General features: G+C 67.9%; 21 protein-coding genes. 14 read left to right on the forward strand and 7 right to left on the reverse strand.

All coding sequences use genetic code 11. The features are described from left to right. Nucleotides 1-95: 95 nt before the first annotated feature. The 3 genes from ACZK2R_RS16610 to ACZK2R_RS16620 all read left to right on the forward strand — a co-directional run bounded on the left by ACZK2R_RS16610 (nucleotide 96) and on the right by ACZK2R_RS16620 (nucleotide 3,946). Nucleotides 96-1,796 (forward strand): FecR family protein, encoded by a 1,701-nt coding sequence (locus tag ACZK2R_RS16610; RefSeq protein ID WP_049421053.1) that lies wholly within the window; start codon nucleotides 96-98, stop codon nucleotides 1,794-1,796. Next, complete coding sequence (locus ACZK2R_RS16615) at nucleotides 1,793-3,418, forward strand: CHASE2 domain-containing protein (RefSeq protein WP_180836605.1); 1,626 nt, start codon at nucleotides 1,793-1,795, stop codon at nucleotides 3,416-3,418. The genes ACZK2R_RS16610 and ACZK2R_RS16615 overlap by 4 nt, the downstream gene beginning before the upstream one ends. A 75-nt stretch (nucleotides 3,419-3,493) precedes the next feature. Continuing rightward, the gene (locus tag ACZK2R_RS16620) at nucleotides 3,494-3,946 is read left to right on the forward strand and encodes a DUF4442 domain-containing protein (protein ID WP_154353097.1); all 453 of its coding nucleotides are present in this window, start codon (nucleotides 3,494-3,496) and stop codon (nucleotides 3,944-3,946) included. Nucleotides 3,947-3,953: 7 nt separating this feature from the next. Here ACZK2R_RS16620 and ACZK2R_RS16625 read toward each other — a convergent pair whose 3' ends face one another. Continuing rightward, on the reverse strand, nucleotides 3,954-5,270 hold the full coding sequence (locus ACZK2R_RS16625) for a hypothetical protein (RefSeq protein ID WP_180836604.1): 1,317 nt from the start codon (nucleotides 5,268-5,270) through the stop codon (nucleotides 3,954-3,956). A gap of 76 nt (nucleotides 5,271-5,346) precedes the next feature. On the opposite strand from ACZK2R_RS16625, the gene ACZK2R_RS16630 reads away from it, so the two are divergent. From ACZK2R_RS16630 to rnfB, 9 genes are all read left to right on the forward strand, one after another. Beyond that, on the forward strand, nucleotides 5,347-6,042 hold the full coding sequence (locus ACZK2R_RS16630; RefSeq protein ID WP_049463210.1) for a DUF502 domain-containing protein: 696 nt from the start codon (nucleotides 5,347-5,349) through the stop codon (nucleotides 6,040-6,042). After that, nucleotides 6,039-6,824 carry a queuosine precursor transporter gene (locus tag ACZK2R_RS16635; protein WP_049437362.1) on the forward strand — a complete coding sequence of 262 codons (786 nt, stop codon included), beginning with the start codon at nucleotides 6,039-6,041 and terminating at the stop codon, nucleotides 6,822-6,824. Before ACZK2R_RS16630 ends, ACZK2R_RS16635 begins: the two co-directional genes overlap by 4 nt. Before the next feature lie 94 nt (nucleotides 6,825-6,918). Further along, on the forward strand, nucleotides 6,919-8,859 hold the full coding sequence (locus ACZK2R_RS16640; protein WP_071228705.1) for a DUF885 domain-containing protein: 1,941 nt from the start codon (nucleotides 6,919-6,921) through the stop codon (nucleotides 8,857-8,859). A 16-nt stretch (nucleotides 8,860-8,875) separates the two neighbouring features. Beyond that, nucleotides 8,876-9,946: a serine hydrolase domain-containing protein gene (locus tag ACZK2R_RS16645; RefSeq protein ID WP_125893962.1), complete on the forward strand. Its 1,071-nt coding sequence runs from the start codon at nucleotides 8,876-8,878 to the stop codon at nucleotides 9,944-9,946. Beyond that, the gene (gene gloA2 / locus ACZK2R_RS16650) at nucleotides 9,943-10,347 is read left to right on the forward strand and encodes an SMU1112c/YaeR family gloxylase I-like metalloprotein (protein WP_125893960.1); all 405 of its coding nucleotides are present in this window, start codon (nucleotides 9,943-9,945) and stop codon (nucleotides 10,345-10,347) included. Before ACZK2R_RS16645 ends, gloA2 begins: the two co-directional genes overlap by 4 nt. 286 nt (nucleotides 10,348-10,633) lie before the next feature. After that, complete coding sequence (locus ACZK2R_RS16655) at nucleotides 10,634-11,077, forward strand: DUF2147 domain-containing protein (RefSeq protein ID WP_180836603.1); 444 nt, start codon at nucleotides 10,634-10,636, stop codon at nucleotides 11,075-11,077. 102 nt (nucleotides 11,078-11,179) lie between these two features. After that, nucleotides 11,180-13,267 (forward strand): methionine--tRNA ligase, encoded by a 2,088-nt coding sequence (gene metG, locus ACZK2R_RS16660; protein WP_180836602.1) that lies wholly within the window; start codon nucleotides 11,180-11,182, stop codon nucleotides 13,265-13,267. Nucleotides 13,268-13,343: 76 nt separating this feature from the next. Continuing rightward, nucleotides 13,344-13,934 carry an HAD family hydrolase gene (locus ACZK2R_RS16665; RefSeq protein WP_049463206.1) on the forward strand — a complete coding sequence of 197 codons (591 nt, stop codon included), beginning with the start codon at nucleotides 13,344-13,346 and terminating at the stop codon, nucleotides 13,932-13,934. A gap of 25 nt (nucleotides 13,935-13,959) precedes the next feature. Next, entirely contained in the window at nucleotides 13,960-14,373 is a 414-nt protein-coding gene (gene rnfB / locus ACZK2R_RS16670; RefSeq protein ID WP_080291848.1) for an Rnf electron transport complex subunit RnfB, read from the forward strand. Nucleotides 14,374-14,524: 151 nt separating this feature from the next. Here rnfB and ACZK2R_RS16675 read toward each other — a convergent pair whose 3' ends face one another. Further along, nucleotides 14,525-14,872, reverse strand: a complete 348-nt coding sequence (locus tag ACZK2R_RS16675) for a RidA family protein (RefSeq protein WP_180836601.1) — start codon at nucleotides 14,870-14,872, stop codon at nucleotides 14,525-14,527. A gap of 192 nt (nucleotides 14,873-15,064) precedes the next feature. On the opposite strand from ACZK2R_RS16675, the gene mprF reads away from it, so the two are divergent. Continuing rightward, nucleotides 15,065-17,629 (forward strand): bifunctional lysylphosphatidylglycerol flippase/synthetase MprF, encoded by a 2,565-nt coding sequence (gene mprF / locus ACZK2R_RS16680; RefSeq protein WP_180836600.1) that lies wholly within the window; start codon nucleotides 15,065-15,067, stop codon nucleotides 17,627-17,629. Nucleotides 17,630-18,552: 923 nt separating this feature from the next. On the opposite strand, the gene ACZK2R_RS16685 is transcribed toward mprF, so the two are convergent. From ACZK2R_RS16685 to ACZK2R_RS16700, 4 genes are all read right to left on the reverse strand, one after another. Continuing rightward, nucleotides 18,553-19,899 (reverse strand): virulence factor family protein, encoded by a 1,347-nt coding sequence (locus tag ACZK2R_RS16685; protein ID WP_275943022.1) that lies wholly within the window; start codon nucleotides 19,897-19,899, stop codon nucleotides 18,553-18,555. 78 nt (nucleotides 19,900-19,977) lie between these two features. Further along, the gene (locus tag ACZK2R_RS16690) at nucleotides 19,978-20,595 is read right to left on the reverse strand and encodes a DUF998 domain-containing protein (RefSeq protein WP_032130397.1); all 618 of its coding nucleotides are present in this window, start codon (nucleotides 20,593-20,595) and stop codon (nucleotides 19,978-19,980) included. After that, the gene (locus tag ACZK2R_RS16695) at nucleotides 20,592-20,765 is read right to left on the reverse strand and encodes an oxidoreductase-like domain-containing protein (protein ID WP_049398321.1); all 174 of its coding nucleotides are present in this window, start codon (nucleotides 20,763-20,765) and stop codon (nucleotides 20,592-20,594) included. The genes ACZK2R_RS16690 and ACZK2R_RS16695 overlap by 4 nt, the downstream gene beginning before the upstream one ends. A 50-nt stretch (nucleotides 20,766-20,815) precedes the next feature. Further along, entirely contained in the window at nucleotides 20,816-21,418 is a 603-nt protein-coding gene (locus tag ACZK2R_RS16700) for an HD domain-containing protein (RefSeq protein ID WP_180838495.1), read from the reverse strand. Between the two features lie 228 nt (nucleotides 21,419-21,646). On the opposite strand from ACZK2R_RS16700, the gene ACZK2R_RS16705 reads away from it, so the two are divergent. Then, nucleotides 21,647-22,801 (forward strand): tetratricopeptide repeat protein, encoded by a 1,155-nt coding sequence (locus ACZK2R_RS16705; protein ID WP_032129363.1) that lies wholly within the window; start codon nucleotides 21,647-21,649, stop codon nucleotides 22,799-22,801. 6 nt (nucleotides 22,802-22,807) lie between these two features. Here the strand turns inward: ACZK2R_RS16705 and ACZK2R_RS16710 are convergent, their stop codons facing one another. Continuing rightward, on the reverse strand, nucleotides 22,808-23,143 hold the full coding sequence (locus ACZK2R_RS16710; RefSeq protein ID WP_010482882.1) for a zinc ribbon domain-containing protein YjdM: 336 nt from the start codon (nucleotides 23,141-23,143) through the stop codon (nucleotides 22,808-22,810). Between the last annotated feature and the right edge of the window lie 11 nt (nucleotides 23,144-23,154).

Consider the following 23,154-nt stretch of genomic DNA (forward strand, 5'->3'; position numbering starts at 1 on the left):
TTCGTTCAGAATCCCTGCACTGAACGCGGGCAATAATGCGCGGGATGGCGGCCGTACGGTCGCCACGATCCGTTCGGGGGGATGAGGTCGGGGCCATGGGGTCTTGCAGCTGCGCCCCCGCATTGCCGGGATTGCAAACTGTGACCTTCGTCCGCTCGCTGTCGTTCGCCATGCGCTTCCAGGGCGCGCTGCTCTGCGCTCTTCTCTTCCTGCCGGCCATGGCCGCCGCCCAGGACTGGAACTACCGGGTCCGTCCCGGCGATACCCTGTGGGATCTGGGAGGCCTGTACCTCAAGCCCTCGGTGCGCTGGCAGCAGCTGCAACAGCACAACCGCATCGACAACCCCTACCAGCTGCCACCGGGGCAGCTGCTGCGCTTCCCGATCAGCTGGCTGCGCATCGAACCGGCACCTGCCCGCGTGCTGTCGGTGCGCGGCAAGGTCGAACTGTCAGGCGCCGATGGCAGTGCCTCGCGCGCGATACTCGCCGGGGAACAACTTCGCATCGGTGACACCGTGCAGACCGAAGGCGACTCCAGCGTCACGCTTGAATTCGCTGACGCCTCGCGCCTGCAGCTGCGCGAGTACTCCCGGCTGCGCCTGGACCAGCTCAGCCGCTACGGCCACACCGGTATGGTCGATACCCGCCTGCGCCTGCAGCAGGGCCGCGCCAGCAATCGGGTGACACCTGCCCGTGGCCCGGCCTCGCGCTACATCATCGATGCACCTACGGCGACCAGCAGCGTGCGCGGCACCGTCTTCCGGGTCAGCGCCGGTGACACCGGCCAGGTGGCTGCCACCGAAGTACTACAGGGCAAGGTGCAGGTTGGCAACACCCACGGCAAGCGCCTGGTCCAGCCTGGACAGGCCAGCCGCAGCAGCAGCGCCGATGCCGCACCGGACGCTGTCTCCGCCCTTCTTCCAGCGCCGCAGCTGCGTAGCGACGAGGTGCGCCTGGCGCCCCTGCCGACCCTGCTTGCCTGGGACCCCGTCGACGGCGCCGCGCGCTACCGCGTGGAAGTGGTACAGGCAGCGACGCCGGAAATCCTGCTGTTTGCCGCCACCACCGCCGACACCCGGCTGGCGATCGGTGACCTGCCCCCCGGCCAGCTGCGCATCCTGTTGCGCGCGGTGGATGCACAGGGCGTGGAAGGCCTCGACGCCAGCGCCGATTTCGAACTCAGCGACCAGCCCCCGCCGCCGCTCACCGTGGCCCCCCTGCATGGGCAGACCGTCAACAGCGACCGCCCGCGCTTCCGTTGGAGCCAGGCGCCGGGCGCGCGCAGCAGCGTGCTGCAGATCGCTGCCGAGCCGAGCTTCGTGCAGCCACTGCAGGAACAGAGCACCCCAGGTACCGACCTGCGCCTGGCGCAGCCGCTGCCGCCCGGAGAGTACTTCTGGCGGGTGGCGTCGCGCGACGGCAACGGCCATCAGGGCCGCTACGGCCAGGCCCTGCCCCTGCAACTGAGCAATGAACCGGTGGACCCTGCCCTGCAGCCGCCTGAGGCCGCGCATGGCGAACTGACCCTGCGCTGGCAGGCCGGCAGCGAAGGCCAGCAGTACCGGGTGCAGGTGGACCGTCGTGGCGACTTCAGGGCGCCCCTGGTCGACCAGACCGTGAGCGAGCCGCAGGTCAGCTTCAAGCGGCCGTGGAGCGGCACCCTGCATGTGCGTGTGCAGTACATCGACGACGATGGTCATGCGGGTGAGTACTCACCGGCCCAGCAGATCAAGCTGCCCTGCCGCCTGTGCTACGGCGCCGGTGGTGGCGCCCTGCTGCTGTTGCTGTTGTTATGAGGCGCTCGCCGCTGCCGTGGCCGAAGCGGATCCTGCTGGCACTGCTGGCCGGGGTGCTGACGGTGATCGCCAGCCAGGGCCAGTGGCTGTGGCGACAGGACGAAGCGGCCTACGACGCCATGGTCGGCAACTGGGACTACCGCCCCGACCCCAGCGTGCTGATCGTGGCCATCGACGAGGGCAGCCTGCAGCGCATCGGCCAATGGCCCTGGCCCCGCTCGATCCATGCCCGCCTGCTCGACCGGCTGACCGATGCCGGTGCCGAGCGCGTCGCACTGGACCTGATGCTGTCCGAACCTGATCGTCGCGACAGCCGCCAGGACGATGAACTGGCCGCCGCGATACGCCGCAACGGCCGGGTGGTGCTGCCGGTACTCGCGGCACCGGCCGCCGGCGACCGCATGGCCGAGGAAATGCTGCCGATTCCGCAGATCGCGGCCAGTGCCGCAGCGATCGGCCACACCGATGTGGAAGTGGATGGCGATGGTGTCGCGCGCGGCGTGTACCTGCGTGCCGGCATCGGCCAGGCCCACTGGCCAGCACTGGGCCTGGCGCTGGCCGACCTGCCGGCGGGCGCGGTGCACGGCCTGCCCGACCCCGACCCGGAGATCGGTTCGCCCTATCAATGGCGGCGCAACGACTACGTGCGGGTGCGTTATGCCGGACCGCCCGAACGCCTGCCGCAGGTGTCCTATGCCGATGTGCTGGATGGTCACGTGGACATGGCGATGCTGCACGGCCGCCGCATCGTGGTGGGCATGACCGCCAGCGGCATCGCACCGCGGCTGCTGACCCCGACCACCCGCGAGTTCTGGATGAGCGGCAGTGAGTACCAGGCCAACATCGCTTCGATGCTGCTGCAGCACAAGCAGATCGACCTGCTGCCCCGCCTCTGGCAGCACGCCATCAGTGGCGTACTGGTGGCACTGTGCGTGATCCTGCTCGGCCTGCGCCTGCCCTGGCTCTCGGCGCTGTGCTCGCTGCCGCTTCCACCGCTGCTGAGCTGGTTGCTGTTGCGCGCCGGTGACCTGTGGTGGGCACCGGCCAGCGCAATGCTGGGCATCCTGCTGGTGCTGCTGGCCTGGGCGACCTGGCGCGTCTCGGCCTGGCACCGCCTGGCCAACCGCGATGCGCTGACCGGTCTCGGCAATCGCCTGCGTTTCGAGCAGTCGCTGCAACAGGAATGCGATGCCGCGCGACGCAGTGGCAAGTCCTTGAGCCTCGCACTGATCGACGTTGACCATTTCAAGCGCCACAACGACCGCCACGGCCATCAGGTCGGCGACCGCGTGCTGCGCGATGTTGCACGCCTGATCGGTGCGCATGCGCGACGCCCTCGCGACATGGCCGCGCGCTACGGTGGCGACGAGTTCGCACTGGTGCTGCCCGATACCCCGGCCGAGGGCGCGCGCCAGGTCATCGAGGACCTGATTGCCTGCGTGCGCGCACTGCCGGCGCCCGGTGACGGCAGCGAAGCAGGCGTCACCCTCACCATCGGCGTGTTCACCCGCGTACCCGACGGCACGCTGCAACCACACCATTTCGTCGAAGGCGCCGACACCGCGTTGTACCAGGCCAAGGCCAACGGCCGCGACGGGTATGTCATCGACGGCGAGGCGTGACCCTCGCCGCCCGGGGTGCAACATACGCATGCGAATGGTTAGACTGGGCGCCTCGCCCTGCGCCCCCGGACCCGCATGAACGCCCGCCTGTTCCGCTTCGGTATCAATCTCTGGCCGCCGTTCCTGTTCACCGGCATCCACGTCACCCGGGTCTCGCCGGACTACCGGCAGATCGACGTCGAACTGCGCATGCGGCCCTGGAACCGCAACTACGTCGGCACGCATTTCGGCGGCAGCCTGTTTGCGATGACCGATCCGTTCTGGATGCTTGGCCTGCTGCACATCCTCGGCCGCGACTACTACGTGTGGGACCGTGCCGGCGCCATCGATTTCCTCAAGCCCGGCCGCGGTACCGTGCGTACCTCGTTCCGCATCGACGACGCACTGCTGGACGAACTGCGCGACGAAGCCGCCGCTGGTGACAAAGTGCTGAGATGGTTCAGCAATGATGTCGTCGATGAAAGCGGCGAGGTGGTCGCCCAGGTGCGCAAGCAGGTCTACCTGCGGTTGAAGCCGCACGCACGCTGAGCGCGCTTCAGTCGCGTCCCGCAGCAGTCGAAGCCAATTCCTTCTGCAACGGCACCGACAGCCACGGGTTCTCTTCAGCGCTGCGCGCTGGAGAGCGACGCGGCACCTGCAGGTGGCGGCCGTCGGCCGACAGCTGCGGCGCCCGCACCGGCGAGCGGAACTGCATCGGCAGCCGCTGCAGTGCGTCCACCGGATCATCCGTCTGCTGCCGCAGCCAACGCTGCGCCCCCAGCAGCCGCACCATCGCCGCGGCATCCTGTGGCCGTGACGAATAGGCAGGATAGATCGGCGCGGCGATATCGGTCAGCACGCAGCCCATTACGTTCGACAGGCAGCCGAAGTCATGCTGCGGTGGCGCCGGCACTGGCAACGGGCGATCCGCTTCCAGCGCCGACGTGGCTGCCGCGCCACAGGCCCAGCCGAAATTGCCGGCCGCGCGGGCCAGGGTGCTGCTGCGATCCAGCACCAGCACGCCGCCGAACTCCCGCGCCGATGTCTCGATCGCCGCCCGGCTCATCGCGTACTCACCCTGCATGGCACGGCACAGGCTCTGTTCCTCGGCCCGCAGCGGCTGCATGGCCTGTTCGCACTCCGCCGGCAAGGGGTGGTCGGCCGGCAGTTCGACCAGCATGTCGGCCAGCAGCTGGGCATTGGCCTGCACCAGGCTGGCACCGATGATGCTCTCGACCAGATAGCTGCTGCCGGGCAACAGCCGCCGGCCCAGTTGCAGGCCACTGCAGGCACCTCGCAGGGCACCGTCGATATCGCCCTGCACGTACGCCAGCGCGCGTGCACTGGTGGCGTCCATCACCACGCCATAGGTCGGCAACGGAACCAGAACGCCCTCGCCCTTCGGCGGGAACGGCGACATGAAGTAGTCCGCTTCGGCCAGCTGATCCAGCCGCGCATGCAACTGCTGGTGCCCAGCATGGGCCTCCACGAAGCGTTGCGGGTCCGCGCGGACCTGGGCGAGGCAGCCGCTGGCGGCCGGCCCGCAACTGGCACCGGGCCGCGAGCGCAGCTCAGCATGGTTGGCCACCAGGTGTGTCTGGCCGCCGCCGCTGCCCCGCAGGTCGGCCTCCCAACGGCGCACGTCCTCGGCCAACGCCTGCTCGCGCTGGCGGGCATCCAGATCGTCGAACGGCAGCGTCCACAACAGGGCATAACCGTTGTGGCCAGTCGCCGGCAGGCGTGCTTCCAGTCGCTGCTGCGCCTGCAGCCGCGATTCGGGCACCGGCCACATGCGCGAGGCGCACCACACCACGATGGCCAGCACCAGCAGGCCTGCCAGGGTCCAGCCCAGTCCGCGCAGAATCTTCAACACAGCTTCCCTTCCATGTGCCGTTGCCACAGTCGATTCCCCAGCGTAATCGACCGGCAGTGACCGCTACAATGCGCGCATGTCGCTCGAAGCCCCCGCCCTGGTCCCCCGCCCCTCCCTGCAGCGCCTGTTCCTGACCGGCCTGCTCACCCTGCTGCCGATCTGGCTGACCTGGGTCGTGGTCAAGTTCGTGTTCGTGCTGCTGTCGGGCATTTCCAGCCCCTTGGTGGTACCGCTGTCCGAGCAGATCGCGACAAGCTTCCCGCACTACCTCGGCTGGGTCCGCGCCGAATGGATCCAGGACACCATCGCCCTGCTGGCCACCCTGCTGGTGATCCTGGCGGTGGGCGTGGCCAGCCGCCGCGTGCTCGGCCAGCGCCTGCTGCGCTGGGTGGGCGCGGTCATCAAGCGCATTCCGCTGGCCAGCATCATCTACGACAGCGCCAAGAAGCTGCTGGACATGCTGCAGACCGAGCCGGGCAGCACCCAGCGCGTGGTGCTGATCGACTTCCCGCACCGCGACATGAAATCGGTCGGCCTGGTCACCCGCGTGATCAAGGAACACGGCACCGACCGTGAGCTGGCCGCGGTGTATGTGCCAACCACGCCGAACCCGACCTCGGGCTATCTGGAAATCGTGCCGGTGGAACTGCTGACGCCGACCGACTGGACCGTCGACCAGGCCATGAGCTTCATCATTTCCGGCGGTGCCGTGGCGCCGTCCAGCGTGCCGTTCACCCGTGCCGGCGATCGCACCGGCGAACGCACCGAATGACCCCGGCGCCGATCGAGCGCCCGCTGCAGGACCGCGCGGTCCTGCTGTTCATCGTGCTGGCCGCGTTCTTCTGCGGCAATGCGGTGCTGGCCGAGCTGATCGGGGTGAAGATCTTCGCGCTGGAAGACACCCTGGGCATCGCTCCGCTGAACTGGAACCTGTTCGGCCAGACCGGCTCGCTCAGCTTCACCGCCGGCACCCTGTTGTGGCCGGTGGTGTTCATCATGACCGACACCATCAACGAGTTCTTCGGCAAGCGCGGCGTGCGCTTCATCTCGTGGCTGGCGGTGGTGCTGATCGGCTACGGCTTCCTGTTCGCCTTCGCGGCTATTTCGCTGGCGCCGGCCAGTTGGTGGGTCACGTCGATGGATGGCCACGGCGTGCCGGACTACCAGGCGGCATTCGCAGCGGTGTTCGGCCAGGGCATGTGGACCATCGCCGGTTCGCTGGTGGCCTTCCTGCTCGGCCAGCTGATCGACGTGGCGGTGTTCCATCGCATCCGCCAGGCCACCGGAGAACGCCACGTGTGGCTGCGTGCGACCGGGTCCACCGCGATCTCGCAGGTGGTGGACAGTTTCGTGGTGATCTGGATCGCCTTCGTGCTGGGCCCGCAACACTGGCCGACCTCGCTGTTCCTGGCGGTCAGCAGCGTCAACTACATCTACAAGATGGGCTTTGCGATCGCCCTGATTCCGTTGCTGTACCTGATGCGGCGTGCCATCACCCGCTATCTGGGTGCCGAGCGAGCCGCATCGTTGCGCGCCGCCGCTGCGGCTGACTGAAGCCCCAGCAGCAAAAAGCTGACTGCGCCTTCACGCTGGCCGTACGCGGCCGGATCGTGCAAGCTCCACGGTCTGTGTTCCACGGAAGCTCCTGATGCCGCATCCCACCCGCGCCCTGGCCGCCGCCATCGCCGCGTTGTTCCTGTTCAGCGCCGTGCCGTCGGCCGAAGCAGCGAAAAAGAAGGCCAGCCGCCCTGCCGCCGCGCAGACCCGCCAGGCCGCCAAGCCCAAGGCCCGGCCTGCCCGCGCTACCGCGCCGGCCCGTGGCAGTTCGGCGCGCCGCGCCACGCCGCGTCCGGTCGCACCGGCCCGCGCCGTACCCAAGCAGGTGCAGCTGGAGCGCCTGTATGACGAATACTGGGATGCCTCGATGCGGTTGAATCCGCTGCAGGCAACCTTCCAGGGCGAGGCCCGCTACAACGACCAGCTGCCCAACATCCTGTCCGCCGCGTGGCGCCAGCAATCGCACGACTTCACCACCGAGTGGCTGGGCAAGGTCGAGAAACTCGGCAGCGACGGCCTGCAGGGCCAGGACCTGCTCAGCTACGAGATCTTCGTGCGCGACGCGCGCGCTTCGCTGGCCGCCGAGCGCTACCCGAGCTGGATGATGCCGATCAGCCAGTACTACAACGTCGGCAGCATCATGGCGATCCTCGGCGCCGGTGCCGGCGCACAGCCGTTCAACACCGTACAGGACTACGACACCTGGTCGCGCCGTTCGCTCGGCATTCCCGAGCTGTTCGACCAGGCCATCGACAACATGCGCCAGGGCATGAAGGCCGGCGTGGTGCAGCCACGCGACCTGATGGAAAAAGTGCTGCCGCAGCTGGATGCAGTGATCAAGCCGACCGCCGAAGAGAGCATCTTCTGGTCGCCGATCCGCACCATGCCGAACACCATCGCGGCCGAGGACAAGGCCCGCATCAGCGCCGAATACAAGCGCATGATCGAACTGCGCATCATGCCGGCCTATCGCGCCCTGCGCGGTTTCATCGCCACAGAATACCTGCCCGCCTCGCGCACCAGCAGCGGCCTGGGCGCACTGCCCGATGGCCAGGCCTGGTACGCCAACCTGATCGTGCAGACCACGGCCAGCGACCAGACCGCCGCGCAGCTGCACGCGCTGGGCGAACAGCGCGTGCAGGAACTGCAGGCGCAGATCGCCACGGTGATGAAGGACGCCAAGCTGCGCGGCACGCCGGCCAAGCTGCTGCGCAGCATGCGCAACGACCGCCAGTTCCAGTACGGCGACGCCAATGCGTTGATCAACCGCTATCGCCAGGTGCAGCAGCAGGTCAACGCACGCCTGCCGCAGGTGCTCGATACCCTGCCCAAGTCAACGCTGGACGTGCGCGCGGTGGAACCGGAGCGTGCACTGACCGCCGCAGCAGCGGCCTACCAGCCGTCTGCGGCCGGGCAACCGGGCGTGCTGTACGTGAACACCCGCGACCTGCCCAGCCGCAAGCGCTGGAACGTGCCGGTGCAGTACCTGCATGAAGCGATCCCCGGCCACCACGTGCAACTGGGCCTGCAGCAGGAGCTGGCCAAGCTGCCGCGCTTCCGCCGCCTGGGTGGCGATCTCGCCTTCGTCGAAGGCTGGGGCCTGTATGCCGAAACACTGGGTGAGAACCTGGGCATCTACACCGATCCCTACGACCGCATCGGCTACCTGTATTCGCGCCTGCTGCGCGCTGCCCGCGTGGTGGCCGACACCGGCGTGAACGCCCAGGGCTGGAGCAAGCAGCAGGCCGTGGCCTACCTGCAGAAGACCGTGGACATGAGCAGCGATGACGCCAACGCCGAAGTCGAGCGGATCATGGCCCAGCCCGGCCAGGCGCTGTCCAACGTGGCCGGCCTGACCACCATTGTCGCCCTGCGCGACAAGGCCAAGGCACGCCAGGGTGCCGCCTTCGACCTGCGCCGCTTCCACGCCGAACTGCTGAAGGATGGCTCGATGCCGCTGGACGTGCTGGACCGCAAGATGGAGCGCTGGATGGCGCAGCCGGCCAGCGCCACACCCGCGCCTTCACCCTGACCCCTCCGGAGCCGCCATGCGCCCTGCCGTCGCCCTGTTCGCCGCCGTGCTGGGCCTGCTGCCGCTGGCCACCTCCGCCGCACCGGTGCTGACCCCACCGGATGCGGGCATCGACGGCCTGATGCAGGCCTACGATGGCCAGGTACCCGGCGCCGCCGTGCTGGTACTGCACGACGGGCAACCGGTATTCCGCCGCGGCTACGGCCTGGCGGTGCTGGAGGACGGCACCACGGTCACCGCGGCCAGCAACTTCCGGCTGGCCTCGGTCAGCAAGCAGTTCACCGCTGCGGCGGTGCTGCTGCTGGTGGAGGATGGCCGGCTTGGGCTCGACCAGCCGGCCCGGCAGTGGCTGCCCGAGTTGCCGCCGGCTGCAGCGGCCATCACGATCCGCCAGCTGCTCTCGCACACCAGCGGCCTGCTCGACTACGAAGACCTGATGGACCCGGCGGACACACGGCAGGTACACGATGCCGATGTGCTGGCCCTGCTGTCGCGCCAGGACCGGCTGAACTTCGCACCGGGCACGCAGTACCGCTACAGCAACAGCGGCTATGCACTGCTGGCAATGATCGTCGGCCGCGCCTCCGGCCAGGATTTCGCGAGCTTTCTGCAGCAGCGCATCTTCCGCCCGCTGGGCATGGCGCATACCGTGGCCCACCAGGACGGCGAGGACACGGTCGCTGCACGCGCCTATGGCTACAGCTGGATCGATGGCCGTTGGCAACGCACCGACCAGAGCACCACCAGCGCCGTGCTCGGCGATGGCGGCATCTATTCCTCGCTGGACGACCTGGCCCGCTGGGATGCGGCGCTGTACGACGACCGCCTGCTGTCGAAAGCCTCGCGCCGCGCGATGTTCAGCCCGGCCACCGCAACACCCGAACCGGACGTGCCGCACTACGGCTTCGGCTGGCGCCTGAATGGCCCGGTGCAATGGCACAGCGGCGAGAGCATCGGCTTCCGCAACGTGATCGTGCGCCACCCGGAGAAGCACCTGACCGTGATCGTGCTGACCAACCGCAACGACCCCGAACTCTATCCGCTGGCGCTGAAGATCGCCCAGCGCTGGCTGGACACCCTGCAATGACCCGCGATGCCGACGCCCTGCTGGGCATCCACCACGCCGCACTGATCTGCAGCGACTACGCACGCTCGAAGGACTTCTACGTGCGCATCCTCGGCCTGCGCGTGCTGGCCGAGAACCACCGTGCCGCGCGCGATTCCTGGAAGCTGGACCTGGCCCTGCCCGACGGTGGCCAGCTGGAACTGTTCTCCTTCCCCTCGCCGCCGCCCCGTCCCAGCCGCCCGGAAGCCCAGGGCCTGCGCCACCTCGCGTTCCGCGTCGCCCGGCTGGAACCCTTCATCCAGCGCCTGGCCGCGCATGGCGTGGTATGCGAACCGATCCGCGTGGACGAATACACCGGCCGCCGCTTCACCTTCTTTACCGACCCCGACGACCTGCCGCTGGAGCTGTACGAAGTCGGTTGAGCGTTCTTCAATCGAGATTCATCCACGCATGGCGTGGATCTACCGTGTCGACCAAGGTCGACACCTACCAACAGCCGCAGAAATCTGTCGGAGGCGGGGCGGTTTTGCCGTTGCCGTTGCCGTTGCCGTTGCCGTTGCCGTTGCCGTTGAGGTTGCCGGCCAGCGGCCGGCACTACCGCGGGTGCAGGGCGCAGCCCTGCAAAGCCCCCCTTCCCCATACCCCGCCGAATGGGTATACAGTCGACCCATGCCGGCAGCGTGCCGGAATGAACCCTGGGAGGGGACCATGCGCAACACCTTCAAGACCCTGCTGCTGGCACTGCCGCTGTGCCTGGCCGCCCTGTCGGCACAGGCCGCCGACGGCGCCGCCGGCCGCTGGAAGACCATCGACGACAAGACCGGCAAGGTGAAGTCGATCGTCGAGATCAGCCAGGCCGCCAACGGCACGCTGACCGGCAAGGTGGTCGACATCCTGCACTCGGACAAGGGCCCGAACCCGGTCTGCGACGGCTGTGAAGGCGCCAACAAGAACAAGCCGGTGAAGGGCATGACCATTCTCTGGAACCTGAAGGCCGACGGCGCCAACAAGTGGTCCGGCGGCACCATTCTCGACCCGGCCAACGGCAAGACCTACAAGTCGAAGATGGAACTGCAGCCCGGCGGCACCAAGCTGGACGTGTCCGGTTGCATTGCCTTCATCTGCCGCGCGCAGAGCTGGCAGCGCGAATAAGCCCCCAGGCCCGCGCCGTACCCCCGTGACCCGGCCCCGGCCGGGTCACCTCGTTGCAGGCATGCGATAATCTGCGGTTCCCCTCGGCTGCACCCCGCGACCATGACCCGTACCGCGCTCGTCACCACCGCCCTGCCCTACGCCAACGGCCCCCTGCACCTGGGCCATCTGGTCGGCTACATCCAGGCTGACATCTGGGTGCGCGCGCGGCGAATGAGCGGCGGCAAGGCCTGGTTCGTCTGCGCCGACGACACCCACGGCACGCCGATCATGCTCGCCGCGGAAAAGGCCGGGGTCACCCCGGAAGCCTTCATCGCCAACATCCAGGCCGGCCATGAGCGCGACTTCGCCGCCTTCGGCGTGGCCTTCGACCACTACGACTCGACCAACTCGGCGGCCAACAAGGCGCTGACCGAGCAGTTCTACCTGAAGCTGGAAGCGGCCGGCCACATCAGCCGTCGCTCGGTGGCGCAGTTCTACGACCCGGCCAAGGGCATGTTCCTGCCCGACCGCTACGTCAAGGGCATCTGCCCGAACTGCGGCAGCCCCGACCAGTACGGCGACAACTGCGAAGTCTGCGGCGCCACCTATGCGCCGACCGACCTGAAGGAGCCGCGTTCGGTCATCTCCGGTGCCACGCCGGAAATGCGCGATTCGGAGCACTTCTTCTTCGAGGTGGGCCACTTCGATGCATTCCTGCGCGAATGGCTGGCCGGCGATGTCGCCCTGCCGGGCGTGAAGGCCAAGCTGGGTGAGTGGCTCAATGCCGAAGGTGGCCTGCGCGCGTGGGACATCTCGCGCGACGCACCGTACTTCGGTTTCCAGATTCCCGGCCAGCCGGGCAAGTACTTCTACGTCTGGCTGGATGCGCCGATCGGCTACCTGTCCAGCTTCCAGACCCTGTGCGGCAAGCTCGGCGAAGACTTCGAAGCGCACCTGCGCGCCGGCACCACCACCGAGCTGCACCACTTCATCGGCAAGGACATCGTCAACTTCCACGGCCTGTTCTGGCCGGCGGTGCTGCATGGCACCGGCCACCGCGCGCCGACCCGCCTGCACGTCAACGGCTACCTGACCGTGGACGGTGCCAAGATGAGCAAATCGCGCGGCACCTTCGTGATGGCGCGTACGTTCCTCGATGCCGGCCTGGAACCGGAAGCGCTGCGTTATTACTTCGCGGCCAAGTCCGGCGGTGGCGTCGACGATCTCGACCTGAACCTGGGTGACTTCATCGCCCGCGTCAACGCCGACCTGGTCGGCAAGTTCGTCAACCTGGCCAGCCGCTGTGCCGGCTTCATCAGCAAGCGTTTCGACGGCCAGCTGGCCGCACAGCTGCCCGATGCGGCGCAGTACCAGCGCTTCGTCGACGGCGTGGCGCCGATCCGTGAAGCCTACGAGCGCAACGATCCGGCCGCGGCGATCCGCCTGACCATGACCCTGGCCGATGAAGCCAACCGCTACATCGACGACGTCAAGCCGTGGGTGATCGCCAAGCAGGAAGGCGCCGACGCGCAGCTGCAGGCGGTGTGCAGCCAGGGCCTGAACCTGTTCCGCGTGCTGGTCACCGCACTGAAGCCGGTGCTGCCGGCCACCGCCGCACAGGCCGAAGCCTTCCTGGCCGCACCGGTGAACGACTGGACCGAACTGGCGCAGCCGCTGCTGAGCCATCGCATCACCGATTACACCCCGCTGTTCACCCGTATCGACCCGAAGAAGATTGACGCCATGAGCGACGCCTCCAAGGACACCCTGCAGCCGGCCGCCGCTGCCGCCCCCGCCGCCAAGACCGACGCCGCCAAGCCGGCCGCAGCGGCACCGGCACCGGCCAAGGACGAAGCCAAGGGTGCCGATGCTCCGGCCTACATCGGCATCGACGATTTCGCCAAGCTCGACCTGCGCATCGGCAAGGTGCTGGTCTGCGAGTTCGTGGAAGGTTCTGACAAGCTGCTGCGCTTCGAACTGGACGCCGGCGAGCTGGGCAAGCGCCAGATCTTCTCCGGTATCCGCGCCAGCTACGGCGAGCCGGAGAAGCTGGTCGGCCGCAGTGTGGTGTTCATCGCCAACCTGGCCCCGCGCAAGATGCGCTTCGGCCTGAGCGAAGGCATGATCCTGTCGGCCGGTTTCGACGGCGGCGCGCTGGCGCTGCTGGACGCCGACAGCGGCGCGCAGCCGGGCATGCCGGTCCGCTGATGCCCGCAGCGGGCGTGGTTGCGGCCACGCCCGCCGGCAGCACCGGCCTCGGGGCAACGCGATGGGAGGCAACGGAATGGAACTGGCGCTGTTCGACTTCGACCACACCGTGACCACCTGCGATACCTATGGCCGTTTCCTGCGCCGCGTGGCCACGGCCGAACAGCTGGCACAGGCGTGGTGGAAGGTCGGCCCGTGGCTGGCCGCATACAAGCTGAAACTGATCTCGGCCGAGCGCATCCGCGCGCGCGTCACCCGTTTGACCTTCAGCGACCGCCACAGCGATGACATCGCCACGCTGGCCGCCGGCTTCTCGCGTGAGTTCCTGCCCGACGTGGTGCGCCCGGAAATGCTGGAGCAGATCCGCTGGCACAAGGAACAGCAGCACACCGTGGTGATCGTGTCCGGCTCGCTGGACCTGTATCTGCGGCCGTGGTGCGAACAACTGGGCCTGCAGTTGATCTGCAACCGGCTGGAGAGCCAGGACGGCCGTCTCACAGGTCGCTATGCCGGTGGTGACTGTGGCCCGCGCAAGGTCGAGCACATCCGTCGCCAGTTCGATCTGTCACGCTACGTGCGCATCCATGCCTACGGTGACAGTTCCGAAGACAAGCCGATGCTGGCGCTGGCCCACGAGCGCTGGTTCCGTGGCAAGCCCTTGAAGTAACCCCAACGCGCAGCCTTCGCCACGCATGAGCCTGATTCCTCCCCTGACCGAACGCCTCGACCGCCTGCTGCCGCAGACCCAATGCGGGCAATGCGGCTACGACGGCTGCCGCCCGTACGCGCAGGCCATGGCGCGCGGCGAGGCAGGCGTGGACCGCTGCCCGCCGGGCGGCGACGCTGGCGCGCGCGCACTGGCGCAGGTACTGGACGTACCCGCCATTCCGTTTGATCGTTCGCGCGGCGAGCACAAGGCGCCGCAGGTGGCATTGATCGTGGAAGCCGACTGCATCGGCTGCACCAAGTGCATCCAGGCCTGTCCGGTGGATGCCATCGTCGGTGGCGCCAAGTACATGCACACGGTCATTGCCGATCTGTGCACCGGTTGCGAGCTGTGCATTCCACCGTGCCCGGTCGACTGCATCGAGCTGGTGCCAACGTAGCCACCAGACCAACCGGCAGTGGAGCGGCGGGGTAGAGTCGACTGTTTGTCGACTGCTCTTCGTTCCGGCGGCGCAAAACCCCGCGCTGCGCGCGATAGTCGACTAACCGTCGACTCTACCCTCCGCTGGTGGGACCTGACCTTGCCTGCCGTTACGGTACCGCCGCCGTCACTACGATCTCGACCTTCCAGTCAGCGTGGGCCAGCTTGGCCTCGACCGTGGCACGCGCCGGGGTCGCACCCTCGACCACCCACTCATCCCACGCCTTGTTCATGCCGTCGAAGTCAGCCATGTCGGCCAGGAACACCTCGGCGCGCAGCACGTGCTGGCGGTCACTGGCGACCAACGCCAGCAGCTTGTCGATTTCTGCCAGCACCTGCCGGGTCTGGCCGGTGACGTCCTGGCTGGTGTCTTCCGGAATCTGGCCGGAGAGATAGGCGACCTTGTTGTATACGGTCATTTCGGACATGCGCGGTCCGACGTCGTAACGCTCCATCATGGGCGTGGCTCCTGCGGTTGATCAGGCCTGCATTGTCCTCCAAACCGGTCGACGGTGGGTGCACGGGCATCCTCCGCGACACGTCACTACCGGACTCGGACGGTCCCACTGGTCAAATGACGATGACAGGCGCACGATGCGCCACGCCCGCGTTGACACCGCCCTCGCCCCTCCTGCCGCACCCTTGCGCCGATGACCGCCCCCGTCGACTCCACCACCGCCTCTTCCACGCCAACCTGGAAGCGGGTTGCCACCATCGTCATCCCCCTGCTGATCCTCGCCCTGGCCCTGCACGGCCTGGCCAACGAGTTCGACGAGCACGGCTATCGCGCCATCCGCCAGGCGTTCCGGCAGCTCAGCGGCAGGCAGATCGCGCTCACCGTGGTACTCGGCCTGGCCAGTTACGCCTGCCTGATCGGTTTCGATGCCATCGGCCTGCGCCGCAGCGGCATCCGCGTGCACCCCGCGCGCGTCGGCATCACCGCCTTCCTTGCGCACACGCTGGGCCAGACCGTGGGTTTTGCCGCGTTGACCGGCGGCGCGGTGCGCCTGCGTGGCTACCGCAGCGCCGGCCTGGACCTGGCGCAGATCGGCCAGGTGGTGCTGATGAGCACGCTCGGCTTCGTGTTCGGTGCATGGCTGCTGATCAGTGTGGCGCTGTGCATGGAACCGGCGGCGGCGGCCTTGGCCTTGCCGTTGAATCCCGATGCCGTGCGCGTGGTCGGCATCGTCGCCCTGATCGCCTATCTCGGCACCGTGCTGCTGGTCGGCCGCGAAGGACGGCAGTTCCGTGTGTTCGGTCATGCCTTGTGGCTGCCCGACCGCCGCACCATGATCGGTGTCACCGTCCTCAGCGTCATCGAGCTGGTGCTGGCCAGTGCCGCGTTCTACGTGCTGCTGCCGGACTCCACGCCGACCGGCCTGCCGGGCTTCGTCGGCCTGTACCTGGTGGCAGTGCTGGCCGGCTTGGTCTCGACGGTTCCTGCGGGCCTGGGCGTATTCGAATGGAGCCTGTTGAAGCTGTTGCCACAGGTGGCACCGGCTGCGGTGCTGGCGGCGGCACTGATCTACCGCGTCACCTACTACGTACTGCCGCTGGTGCTGGCCACGCTCCTCGCGCTCGCGCCGGCACTGCGTCAGCCGCTACAGGCCAGTGCCGGCGCAACCCGCGCCGGTTGGAACGCGCTGCGCCCGTGGCTGCCGCAGATCATCGCGCTGGCGGTGTTCAGCATCGGCGCCGCGCTGGTCATCGACGGCACGCTGCCGACGCCTCGCCGTCACCTGGTCAATGCCTCGCTGCCGATCCTGGAGACATCCCATCTGATCGGCAGCCTCAGCGGCGTTGCACTGCTGCTGATCGGCCAGGGCCTGGCCCGGCGCAGCCATGCGGCGTGGATGCTGGCGATGGCAGTGTGCGTGATCACCCCGCTGCCGCTGTGGCTGCGTGGTGGCCAGCTGTTGATCGCGGTCTCGGCAGTGCTGGTGGCGATGGCACTGTGGGCCGCACGCCGCGAGTTCTACCGCCAGGGTGCCCTGCTGGACGAAGCCTGGTCGTGGCCGTGGCTGCGCAATCTCGGCCTGGTGCTGGTCGCGGTCACCTGGCTGCTGTTCTTCACTTACAGCCACGTCGAGTACCAGAACGAGCTGTGGTGGCAGTTCGCGGTGTCCGGCAACGCGCCGCGCGCGCTGCGTGCCTTGCTGGTGGTCGCCATCGCGCTGGTGATGTTCGGCCTGGCGCGGCTGCTGCACAGCACGCGCAGTCCGCTGCCAGCCGCCGATGAGGCCACGCTGCAGTCCCTGGCGCCGGTACTGGCCGGTGCCACCGATACCCAGGCCTGCCTGGTACTGACCGCCGACAAGGCGGTGCTGCGCGATGACGCGAAACAGGGCTTCGTGATGATGCAACGCTACGGCGGTTCGCTGATCGCGATGGGCGATCCAGTCGGCCCGCCTGACGTGGCGCGCGCGTTGATCTGGCGCTTCCGCGAGGAAGCCGACCGGCTGGGCCTGCGCCCGGTGTTCTACCAGGTGGGCGAGACCTACTGGCAGACCTACCTCGACCTGGGCCTGGGCCTGGTCAAGCTGGGCGAGGAAGCGATGGTGCCGCTGCATGACTTCGGCCTGGAAGGCCGCGAACGCGCCGATCTGCGCCAAGCCTGGAACCGGGGCAAGCGCGGTGGCCTGTCCTTCCGCGTGGCACCGGTGGAGGAAATTCCCAGCCTGCTGCCGCGCCTGCACGCAATTTCCAACGCATGGCTGGAAGACAAGGCCGGCGATGAGAAGGGCTTCTCGCTGGGCAGCTACGACCCGGACTACCTGGTGCGCTTCCCGGTGGCGCTGGTTGAGGCCGAGGGCCAGATCGTGGCGTTCGCCAACCTGTGGCAGGCACCGGCCGGCGCCGAGCTGTCGGTCGACCTGATGCGCCACGTCAACGAAGCACCGAAGGGCACGATGGACTTCCTCTTCATCGAACTGTTCCTGTGGGGCCGCGCGCAGGGCTATGCGCGTTTCTCGCTGGGCATGGCACCGTTGTCCGGGCTGGCACAGCATCGGCTGGCCGGTCGCTGGAACCGACTGGCCGGTCTGCTGGCGCGGCACGGCGAACGCTTCTACGGGTTCAGTGGCCTGCGCCGCTTCAAATCGAAGTTCGATCCGCAGTGGCGGCCGCGCTATCTCGCCGCGCCCGGCGGCATGCATCTGCCGGCCGCGCTGCTGGATGCCACGCGCCTGATCTCGCTGGATCCGCGGCGGAATTGAAGCCGCGATCCGCCAGGCATGACCCGGCGCTACCTGCCACCCGGTAGGTGTCGACCTTGGTCGACACGCTCATCCCGCGGTGCCTTCAGCCCCGGCGCCGACCAAGGTCGGCGTCTACCAACAGCCGTCGAGCGTGGCTCGACGCTACATGCGCCTGGTAGGTGTCGACCTTGGTGGACACGCTCATTCCACGGCACCTTCAGCCCCGGCGCCGACCAAGGTCGGCGTCTACCAACAGCCGTCGAGCGTGGCTCGACGCTACATGCGCCGGGTAGGTGTCGACCTTGGTCGACACGCTCATCCCGCGGCGCCTTCAGCCCCAGCGCCGACCAAGGTCGGCGACTACCAACAGCCGTCGGGCGTGGCTCGACGCTACATGCGCCTGGTAGGTGTCGACCCTGGTCGACACGCTCAGCCCGCGGCGCCTTCAGCCCCAGCGCCGACCAAGGTCGGCGTCTACCAACAGCCGTCGAGCGTGGCTCGATGCTACATGCGCCTGGTAGGTGTCGACCTTGGTCGACACGCTCATCCCGCGGTGCCTTCAGCCCCAGCGCCGACCAAGGTCGGCGTCTACCGACAGCCGTCGGGCATGGCTCGACGCTACATGCGCCTGGTAGGTGTCGACCTTGGTCGACACGCTCATCCCGCGGTGCCTTCAGCCCCAGCGCCGACCAAGGTCGGCGTCTACCAACAGCCGTCGAGCGTGGCTCGACGCTACATGCGCCTGGTAGGTGTCGACCTTGGTCGACACGCTCATCCCGCGGCGCCTTCAGCCCCGGCGCCGACCAAGGTCGGCGTCTACCAACAGCCGTCGGGCATGGCCCGGCGCTACCTGCCACCCGGTAGGTGTCGACCTTGGTCGACACGCTCATCCCGCGGCGCCTTCAGCCCCAGCGCCGACCAAGATCGGCGTCTACCAAACGCTACACCCCGCCCTTCAGGATCACTTCGGCGAGGCGGTCGTAGTCGCCACCGAAATGGTGATCGCCCGGCAGCTTCACCTTCCTCACGCCGTCATTGGCCGGCAGGTCCGGGCACAGCGCGTCCTCATCCTTGTCGCCGTACACGCACAGCGTTTTTTCCGCCGGCAGCCTGGCCACTTCCGGTGCGATCGGCAGGCCGTCGCCGCCACCGCCCAGCCAGTTGCTGACATGGAATTCGAAGTCGGCCTTCCTGCCCACCGACAGCAGCACGATGCGCTCCAGCGCCTCACGGGTGCCGACGTCGAGCTGGTTGATGGTGGCCGGCAGCACGTCGGCGCCCTGCGAGAAACCGATCAACATCACCTTGTCGCGGTGCCATTGCTGGCGGTAGTGGTCGATGATCTTCTGCAGGTCGCCCGCAAAGCCCTTCGGTGTGCGCTCGCTCCAGAAGTAGCGCAGCGAATCGATGCCGACGACCGCCACGCCATGCTCGTTGAGTGACGACGCCACGTTCTTGTCCAGGCCAGCCCAGCCACCGTCACCGGAGACGAACACCGCCAGCGTATCGCCGCTGCCGGTCGCCGGCATTTCCACCACGGGCAGGCCCTTCAGTGCAGCAGGCGGCGGTGCCAGGCTGACGCCGGCCTGCGCGCCGATCACCCGTGCCGCAGCCACCAGGCCCGGTGACGCATCACCGCGCGCGGTGCGCTTGAACTCGCGAGCCATCGCGACCTGCTGCACGAACGCGCTGGCCTGGCCGACCTTGCAGCCGCGGTCACCGGCCGCGCTCAACCACGGAAAATTCAGTTCAGCCGGCTGCAGCCTGTCGTGCTTCACACCATCGCCGCAGACCATGCGCTGGTGGTTGTGGTCCGGGCAGAAGCCGGTGGTCAGTACGCCGGCGAACACCTGGGTATCGGCCTGCGCTGCCAGCGAATAGGCCATCTCGGCACCTTCGCCATCACCGCCGACCAGCGGCAGGTGGTAGCCGGGCAGATGCAGCGAGGCCTGCAGCCAACGTGAGAAATTCTCGACGTCACCGGAACCGAACGAACAGGTCGGGTCCCCCTCGCGCTTGAGCACACCGCGCAGGTGCGCAATGTCCACTGCCGCGACCAGCGCGCCATCGGCACGCAGGGCCTCGATCGGCAGGCGGCTGGTGTCACCACCGGCCGTGGGTTCGTGGAACCAGATCACCACCCGTTGCGGCGTGCCGGATGGCATGTGCACCGGAATCTGCTCGAACCGCCCATGGCTGAACTGCTGCGGGGTCACGGCCGCCGTTGCCGGCAGCGCGGCCAGCGCCAGTACCACCCCCATTGCCCTGCCCAGCCCTGCACGCTTCATATCGCATCCCCGATGGAATGCGCACACGATACGCCGCCGCCGCGTGCACGGCACGTACCGGCGCAGGCCGTTGGGGATTCAGTGGGCCGCGGCCCGACGGCTGCGACGGTACAGCGCCATCGCCAGATACAGCAGCCAGCCAACGATCACCGCGATCACCACTTTCTGTCCCAGCCCACGCGGTGGTCCACCACGCCACAGCACATGCAGCCACAGCAGCACAAAGGCCAGCCATGCCCAGCCCCAGAGCAGGCCCGCAGCGGACTGCCAACCCGGTTCGCGGCGCAGATACCAGGCCTGCAGCAGCATGCCGACGCTGGCACACAGGAACGCCGTGTTGGCTGCCAGCCCATGGATGAACGGTGCCAGCAGCGGTGTTGCTTCAGGCAGCCAGCTGTCGCCGATGGCGACCGTCGCCAGGCCCAGCGCGGAAACCGTGAACAGCAATGGTGCGGCCGCACTGCGCCGCGGGCCGATGCTGCCTCGATACAGCGCAATGCCAAGCGCCGCAATGGCCAACGCCAGCAGGCAGTAGGCAGCGCGCAATGCCAGCCCCCACGGCCCGTGCAGGTACAGGCTCAAGGTCGCCCGCACCCAGTCCAGATCACTGCGCGCGACCTGAGTCCACAGCGCGGTGGCCACGAACAGCACCAGTGCCACCAGCGCCAGCACCGCCGCCGGGCGTGCACGACTCATGGTGCGGCCTCTGGATGCCGCGTCTTCCACTCGGCCAGCGCCTTGCGGTAGCGCTGCAGCTCATCGGAATACAGGTCCAGCACACACAGTGGGCAACCACTGCCGCAGCACTCGTTGGGGCCGGGTTCTTCCGGTGGCAGCGGGCGGGGATCGGGATCAGGGACGGACACGGTCGGAAACGGCAATCATTGGAAACAGGTCACCAGTGTACCGGGCCGGCTCAACCACCCAGCTGACGTCGCAGGTTGTCACGGGCGGCCGCGTCCAGGCGCTGGTGGAAGAACCCGCTGAGGAAGATCCGAGGAGCGCGCAGCAGGCCCTGCAGGAAGCGGCGACGGCCGGCACGGTACAGGAAGCCCGGCACCACCCCTTTGTATTCTTCGGCCACGCCACGGTCATAGGCAGCGAACACCGGCTCCGGCGCGGCCAGGATGGCCATGTCGCAGTCCAGGAACAGCGCCGCCTCGGCATCCACATCCTCTGGACCAAGCGCGCCGTGGCGGGCGGTCAGCAGGATCAATTGCTCCACGCGAGCGGCGTCGACAGTGGCAAGCTCTGGCGCCTGTGCGATCGCCTGCAGAGCCAGCTGCGCCGAACGCGCCTCGTTGTCCTTGCGCCCCGCCTGGTAGATCGCATCGTGATAGAGCACGGCCAGATAGATCTCGGCCGGCTGCTTCCAGCCGGGGCCATCGGCGACCTCCTGGCAGTGCTGCAGCACCGCGCGCACATGGCCGAAGTGGTGGTAGGCCCGTGGCGGCGTTGCATAGCTGTCCTGCAGCGCCTGCCACTGCGCCGGGGCAAGCGTCAGCGGTGAGAAGTCCATGACCGGATCATCCCGCCTGTGCCGGCGCCGGGCAAGCTGGCGGTTTTTTCACCACGCACTCACAACGCTTGCCGGGCGGGGCCCGGAGCCAGTTGTCCACAGCTTTGTCGAGCGCTGGTCCACACCGGTTGTGGATGAACGCGGCGCCGACCAACGGTCGCTGCAGCCGGACATCCATGGGCATACACTCGCCACAGGCGGGAGCGCCCGCCGCTGCCGGGAACCGTCATGTACCGTTCTGCCGCCCATTGCCTCACTCTTTCGCTGCTGGCCTTCTGTGCTCCTGCCTTCGGCGCAGGCCAGGCACCGCCCGCCGATGTGGTGACGACCCCGACCATCACCGTGTCGGCCGCACGTGTGCCGACCCCGGAAGAAGTGTTCGCCATTCCCGCGGACCTGCGCGCGATGCTCCAGAAGCAGGTGATCCAGCGCAGCTACTCCCGCGACCAGCGGCTGCAGGCGCTCGTGGAGATGATCTTCGACCAGCACGGGCTGGACCTGCAGTACGACGCCAATGCGACCTACACCGTCAGCGATATCTGGCAGCACCGCCGCGCCAACTGCCTGGCCTTCACCCTGCTGTTCGTGACGCTTGCGCGGGAGGCTGGCATCCAGGCCCGCGTGCAGGAAGTCGGGCAGGTGGTGTCCTGGTACCAGGACCAAGATGCGGGCGTGGTCTACAGCGTCGGCCACGTCAACGCCGGTGTCGACGTCGGTGGGCGCTTCGGTACCGTCGATCTGGACCGCAATGTGCTCTATGACCGCCGCGGGCCGGTTCCCGTCAGCCGTGCGCGGGCGTTGGCGCATTTCTACAACAACCGGGGTGCGGAGCGCCTCGCCGACGGTGATTTCGTCGGCGCGCGTGCATTCTTCGACGCGTCCCTGGCTCAGGACAGCGGGTTCGCTCCGGTGTGGAACAACCTCGGCGTGCTCGACCACCGCGAAGGCAACAACGAGGCGGCGCGGCAGGCGCTGGACCGATCGCTGCAGCTGGAAGGCCGCCAGGATGCCGCACTGACCAATGCCTCCGCGCTGTTCCGCAGCCTGGGCTTGACCGCGCAGGCACAGTCACTTGAGCGCCGGTTGAAGTCGGTGCAGCGCGAAGACCCGTTCGCGCAGTACATGTTCGGCGCCAAGGCCGAACGTGCCGGCCAGCTGGACCAGGCGATTCGCTATTACCGGCAGGCCGTGCGCCTGTATGACACCGCGCATCAGTTCCACTTCGGGCTGGCACGCGTCTATTTCCTGGCTGGCCAGCTCAAGCGCGCCGATCGCGAACTGCTGCGTGCACAGGAACTGGGGGGCGCGCCGGAGCAGGCGCGCTACCAGGCCAAGCTGGACAGCCTGGCCCGCTGGCGCGCGCAGCAGCAGGCCAAGCGCTGAAGGCGATCAGGCCTTCTTGAGGAAGCAGGTCTTCAGGACCAGGCCCTTGATCTTGTCCGAGTTGCCTTCGATGTGCTCGGCGTCATCCTCGACCAGGCGGATGTTGCGGATCACGGTGCCCTGCTTGAGCGGGATCGAGGAGCCTTTGACCTTCAGGTCCTTGATCACGGTGACGGTGTCGCCGGCCTGCAGGGTGTTGCCGTTGCTGTCACGCACGACCAGGGTGGAACCGGCGCTTTCCTCGGCGGTCCATTCGAAACCGCAGTCGGCGCAGATCCACAGCGCACCATCGGCGTAGGTGTTTTCCAGGGTGCACTGCGGGCAGGCGGGGGCAGAAGACATCAGCAAGTACC

Source organism: Stenotrophomonas sp. 96582_Sma, assembly GCF_056480905.1.

What these genes read in the sequence shown, in the direction of transcription:
- ACZK2R_RS16700 (WP_180838495.1), bottom strand. Translation starts at nt 21,418, where the DNA reads ATGGACTTCTCACCGCTGACGCTTGCCCCGGCGCAGTGGCAGGCGCTG.
- ACZK2R_RS16710 (WP_010482882.1), bottom strand. Translation starts at nt 23,143, where the DNA reads ATGTCTTCTGCCCCCGCCTGCCCGCAGTGCACCCTGGAAAACACCTAC.
- ACZK2R_RS16640 (WP_071228705.1), top strand. Translation starts at nt 6,919, where the DNA reads ATGCCGCATCCCACCCGCGCCCTGGCCGCCGCCATCGCCGCGTTGTTC.
- mprF (WP_180836600.1), top strand. Translation starts at nt 15,065, where the DNA reads ATGACCGCCCCCGTCGACTCCACCACCGCCTCTTCCACGCCAACCTGG.
- ACZK2R_RS16620 (WP_154353097.1), top strand. Translation starts at nt 3,494, where the DNA reads ATGAACGCCCGCCTGTTCCGCTTCGGTATCAATCTCTGGCCGCCGTTC.
- ACZK2R_RS16675 (WP_180836601.1), bottom strand. Translation starts at nt 14,872, where the DNA reads ATGATGGAGCGTTACGACGTCGGACCGCGCATGTCCGAAATGACCGTA.
- ACZK2R_RS16635 (WP_049437362.1), top strand. Translation starts at nt 6,039, where the DNA reads ATGACCCCGGCGCCGATCGAGCGCCCGCTGCAGGACCGCGCGGTCCTG.
- ACZK2R_RS16685 (WP_275943022.1), bottom strand. Translation starts at nt 19,899, where the DNA reads ATGAAGCGTGCAGGGCTGGGCAGGGCAATGGGGGTGGTACTGGCGCTG.
- ACZK2R_RS16665 (WP_049463206.1), top strand. Translation starts at nt 13,344, where the DNA reads ATGGAACTGGCGCTGTTCGACTTCGACCACACCGTGACCACCTGCGAT.
- ACZK2R_RS16630 (WP_049463210.1), top strand. Translation starts at nt 5,347, where the DNA reads ATGTCGCTCGAAGCCCCCGCCCTGGTCCCCCGCCCCTCCCTGCAGCGC.
- ACZK2R_RS16655 (WP_180836603.1), top strand. Translation starts at nt 10,634, where the DNA reads ATGCGCAACACCTTCAAGACCCTGCTGCTGGCACTGCCGCTGTGCCTG.
- rnfB (WP_080291848.1), top strand. Translation starts at nt 13,960, where the DNA reads ATGAGCCTGATTCCTCCCCTGACCGAACGCCTCGACCGCCTGCTGCCG.
- ACZK2R_RS16690 (WP_032130397.1), bottom strand. Translation starts at nt 20,595, where the DNA reads ATGAGTCGTGCACGCCCGGCGGCGGTGCTGGCGCTGGTGGCACTGGTG.
- ACZK2R_RS16610 (WP_049421053.1), top strand. Translation starts at nt 96, where the DNA reads ATGGGGTCTTGCAGCTGCGCCCCCGCATTGCCGGGATTGCAAACTGTG.
- ACZK2R_RS16705 (WP_032129363.1), top strand. Translation starts at nt 21,647, where the DNA reads ATGTACCGTTCTGCCGCCCATTGCCTCACTCTTTCGCTGCTGGCCTTC.
- gloA2 (WP_125893960.1), top strand. Translation starts at nt 9,943, where the DNA reads ATGACCCGCGATGCCGACGCCCTGCTGGGCATCCACCACGCCGCACTG.
- ACZK2R_RS16645 (WP_125893962.1), top strand. Translation starts at nt 8,876, where the DNA reads ATGCGCCCTGCCGTCGCCCTGTTCGCCGCCGTGCTGGGCCTGCTGCCG.
- metG (WP_180836602.1), top strand. Translation starts at nt 11,180, where the DNA reads ATGACCCGTACCGCGCTCGTCACCACCGCCCTGCCCTACGCCAACGGC.
- ACZK2R_RS16615 (WP_180836605.1), top strand. Translation starts at nt 1,793, where the DNA reads ATGAGGCGCTCGCCGCTGCCGTGGCCGAAGCGGATCCTGCTGGCACTG.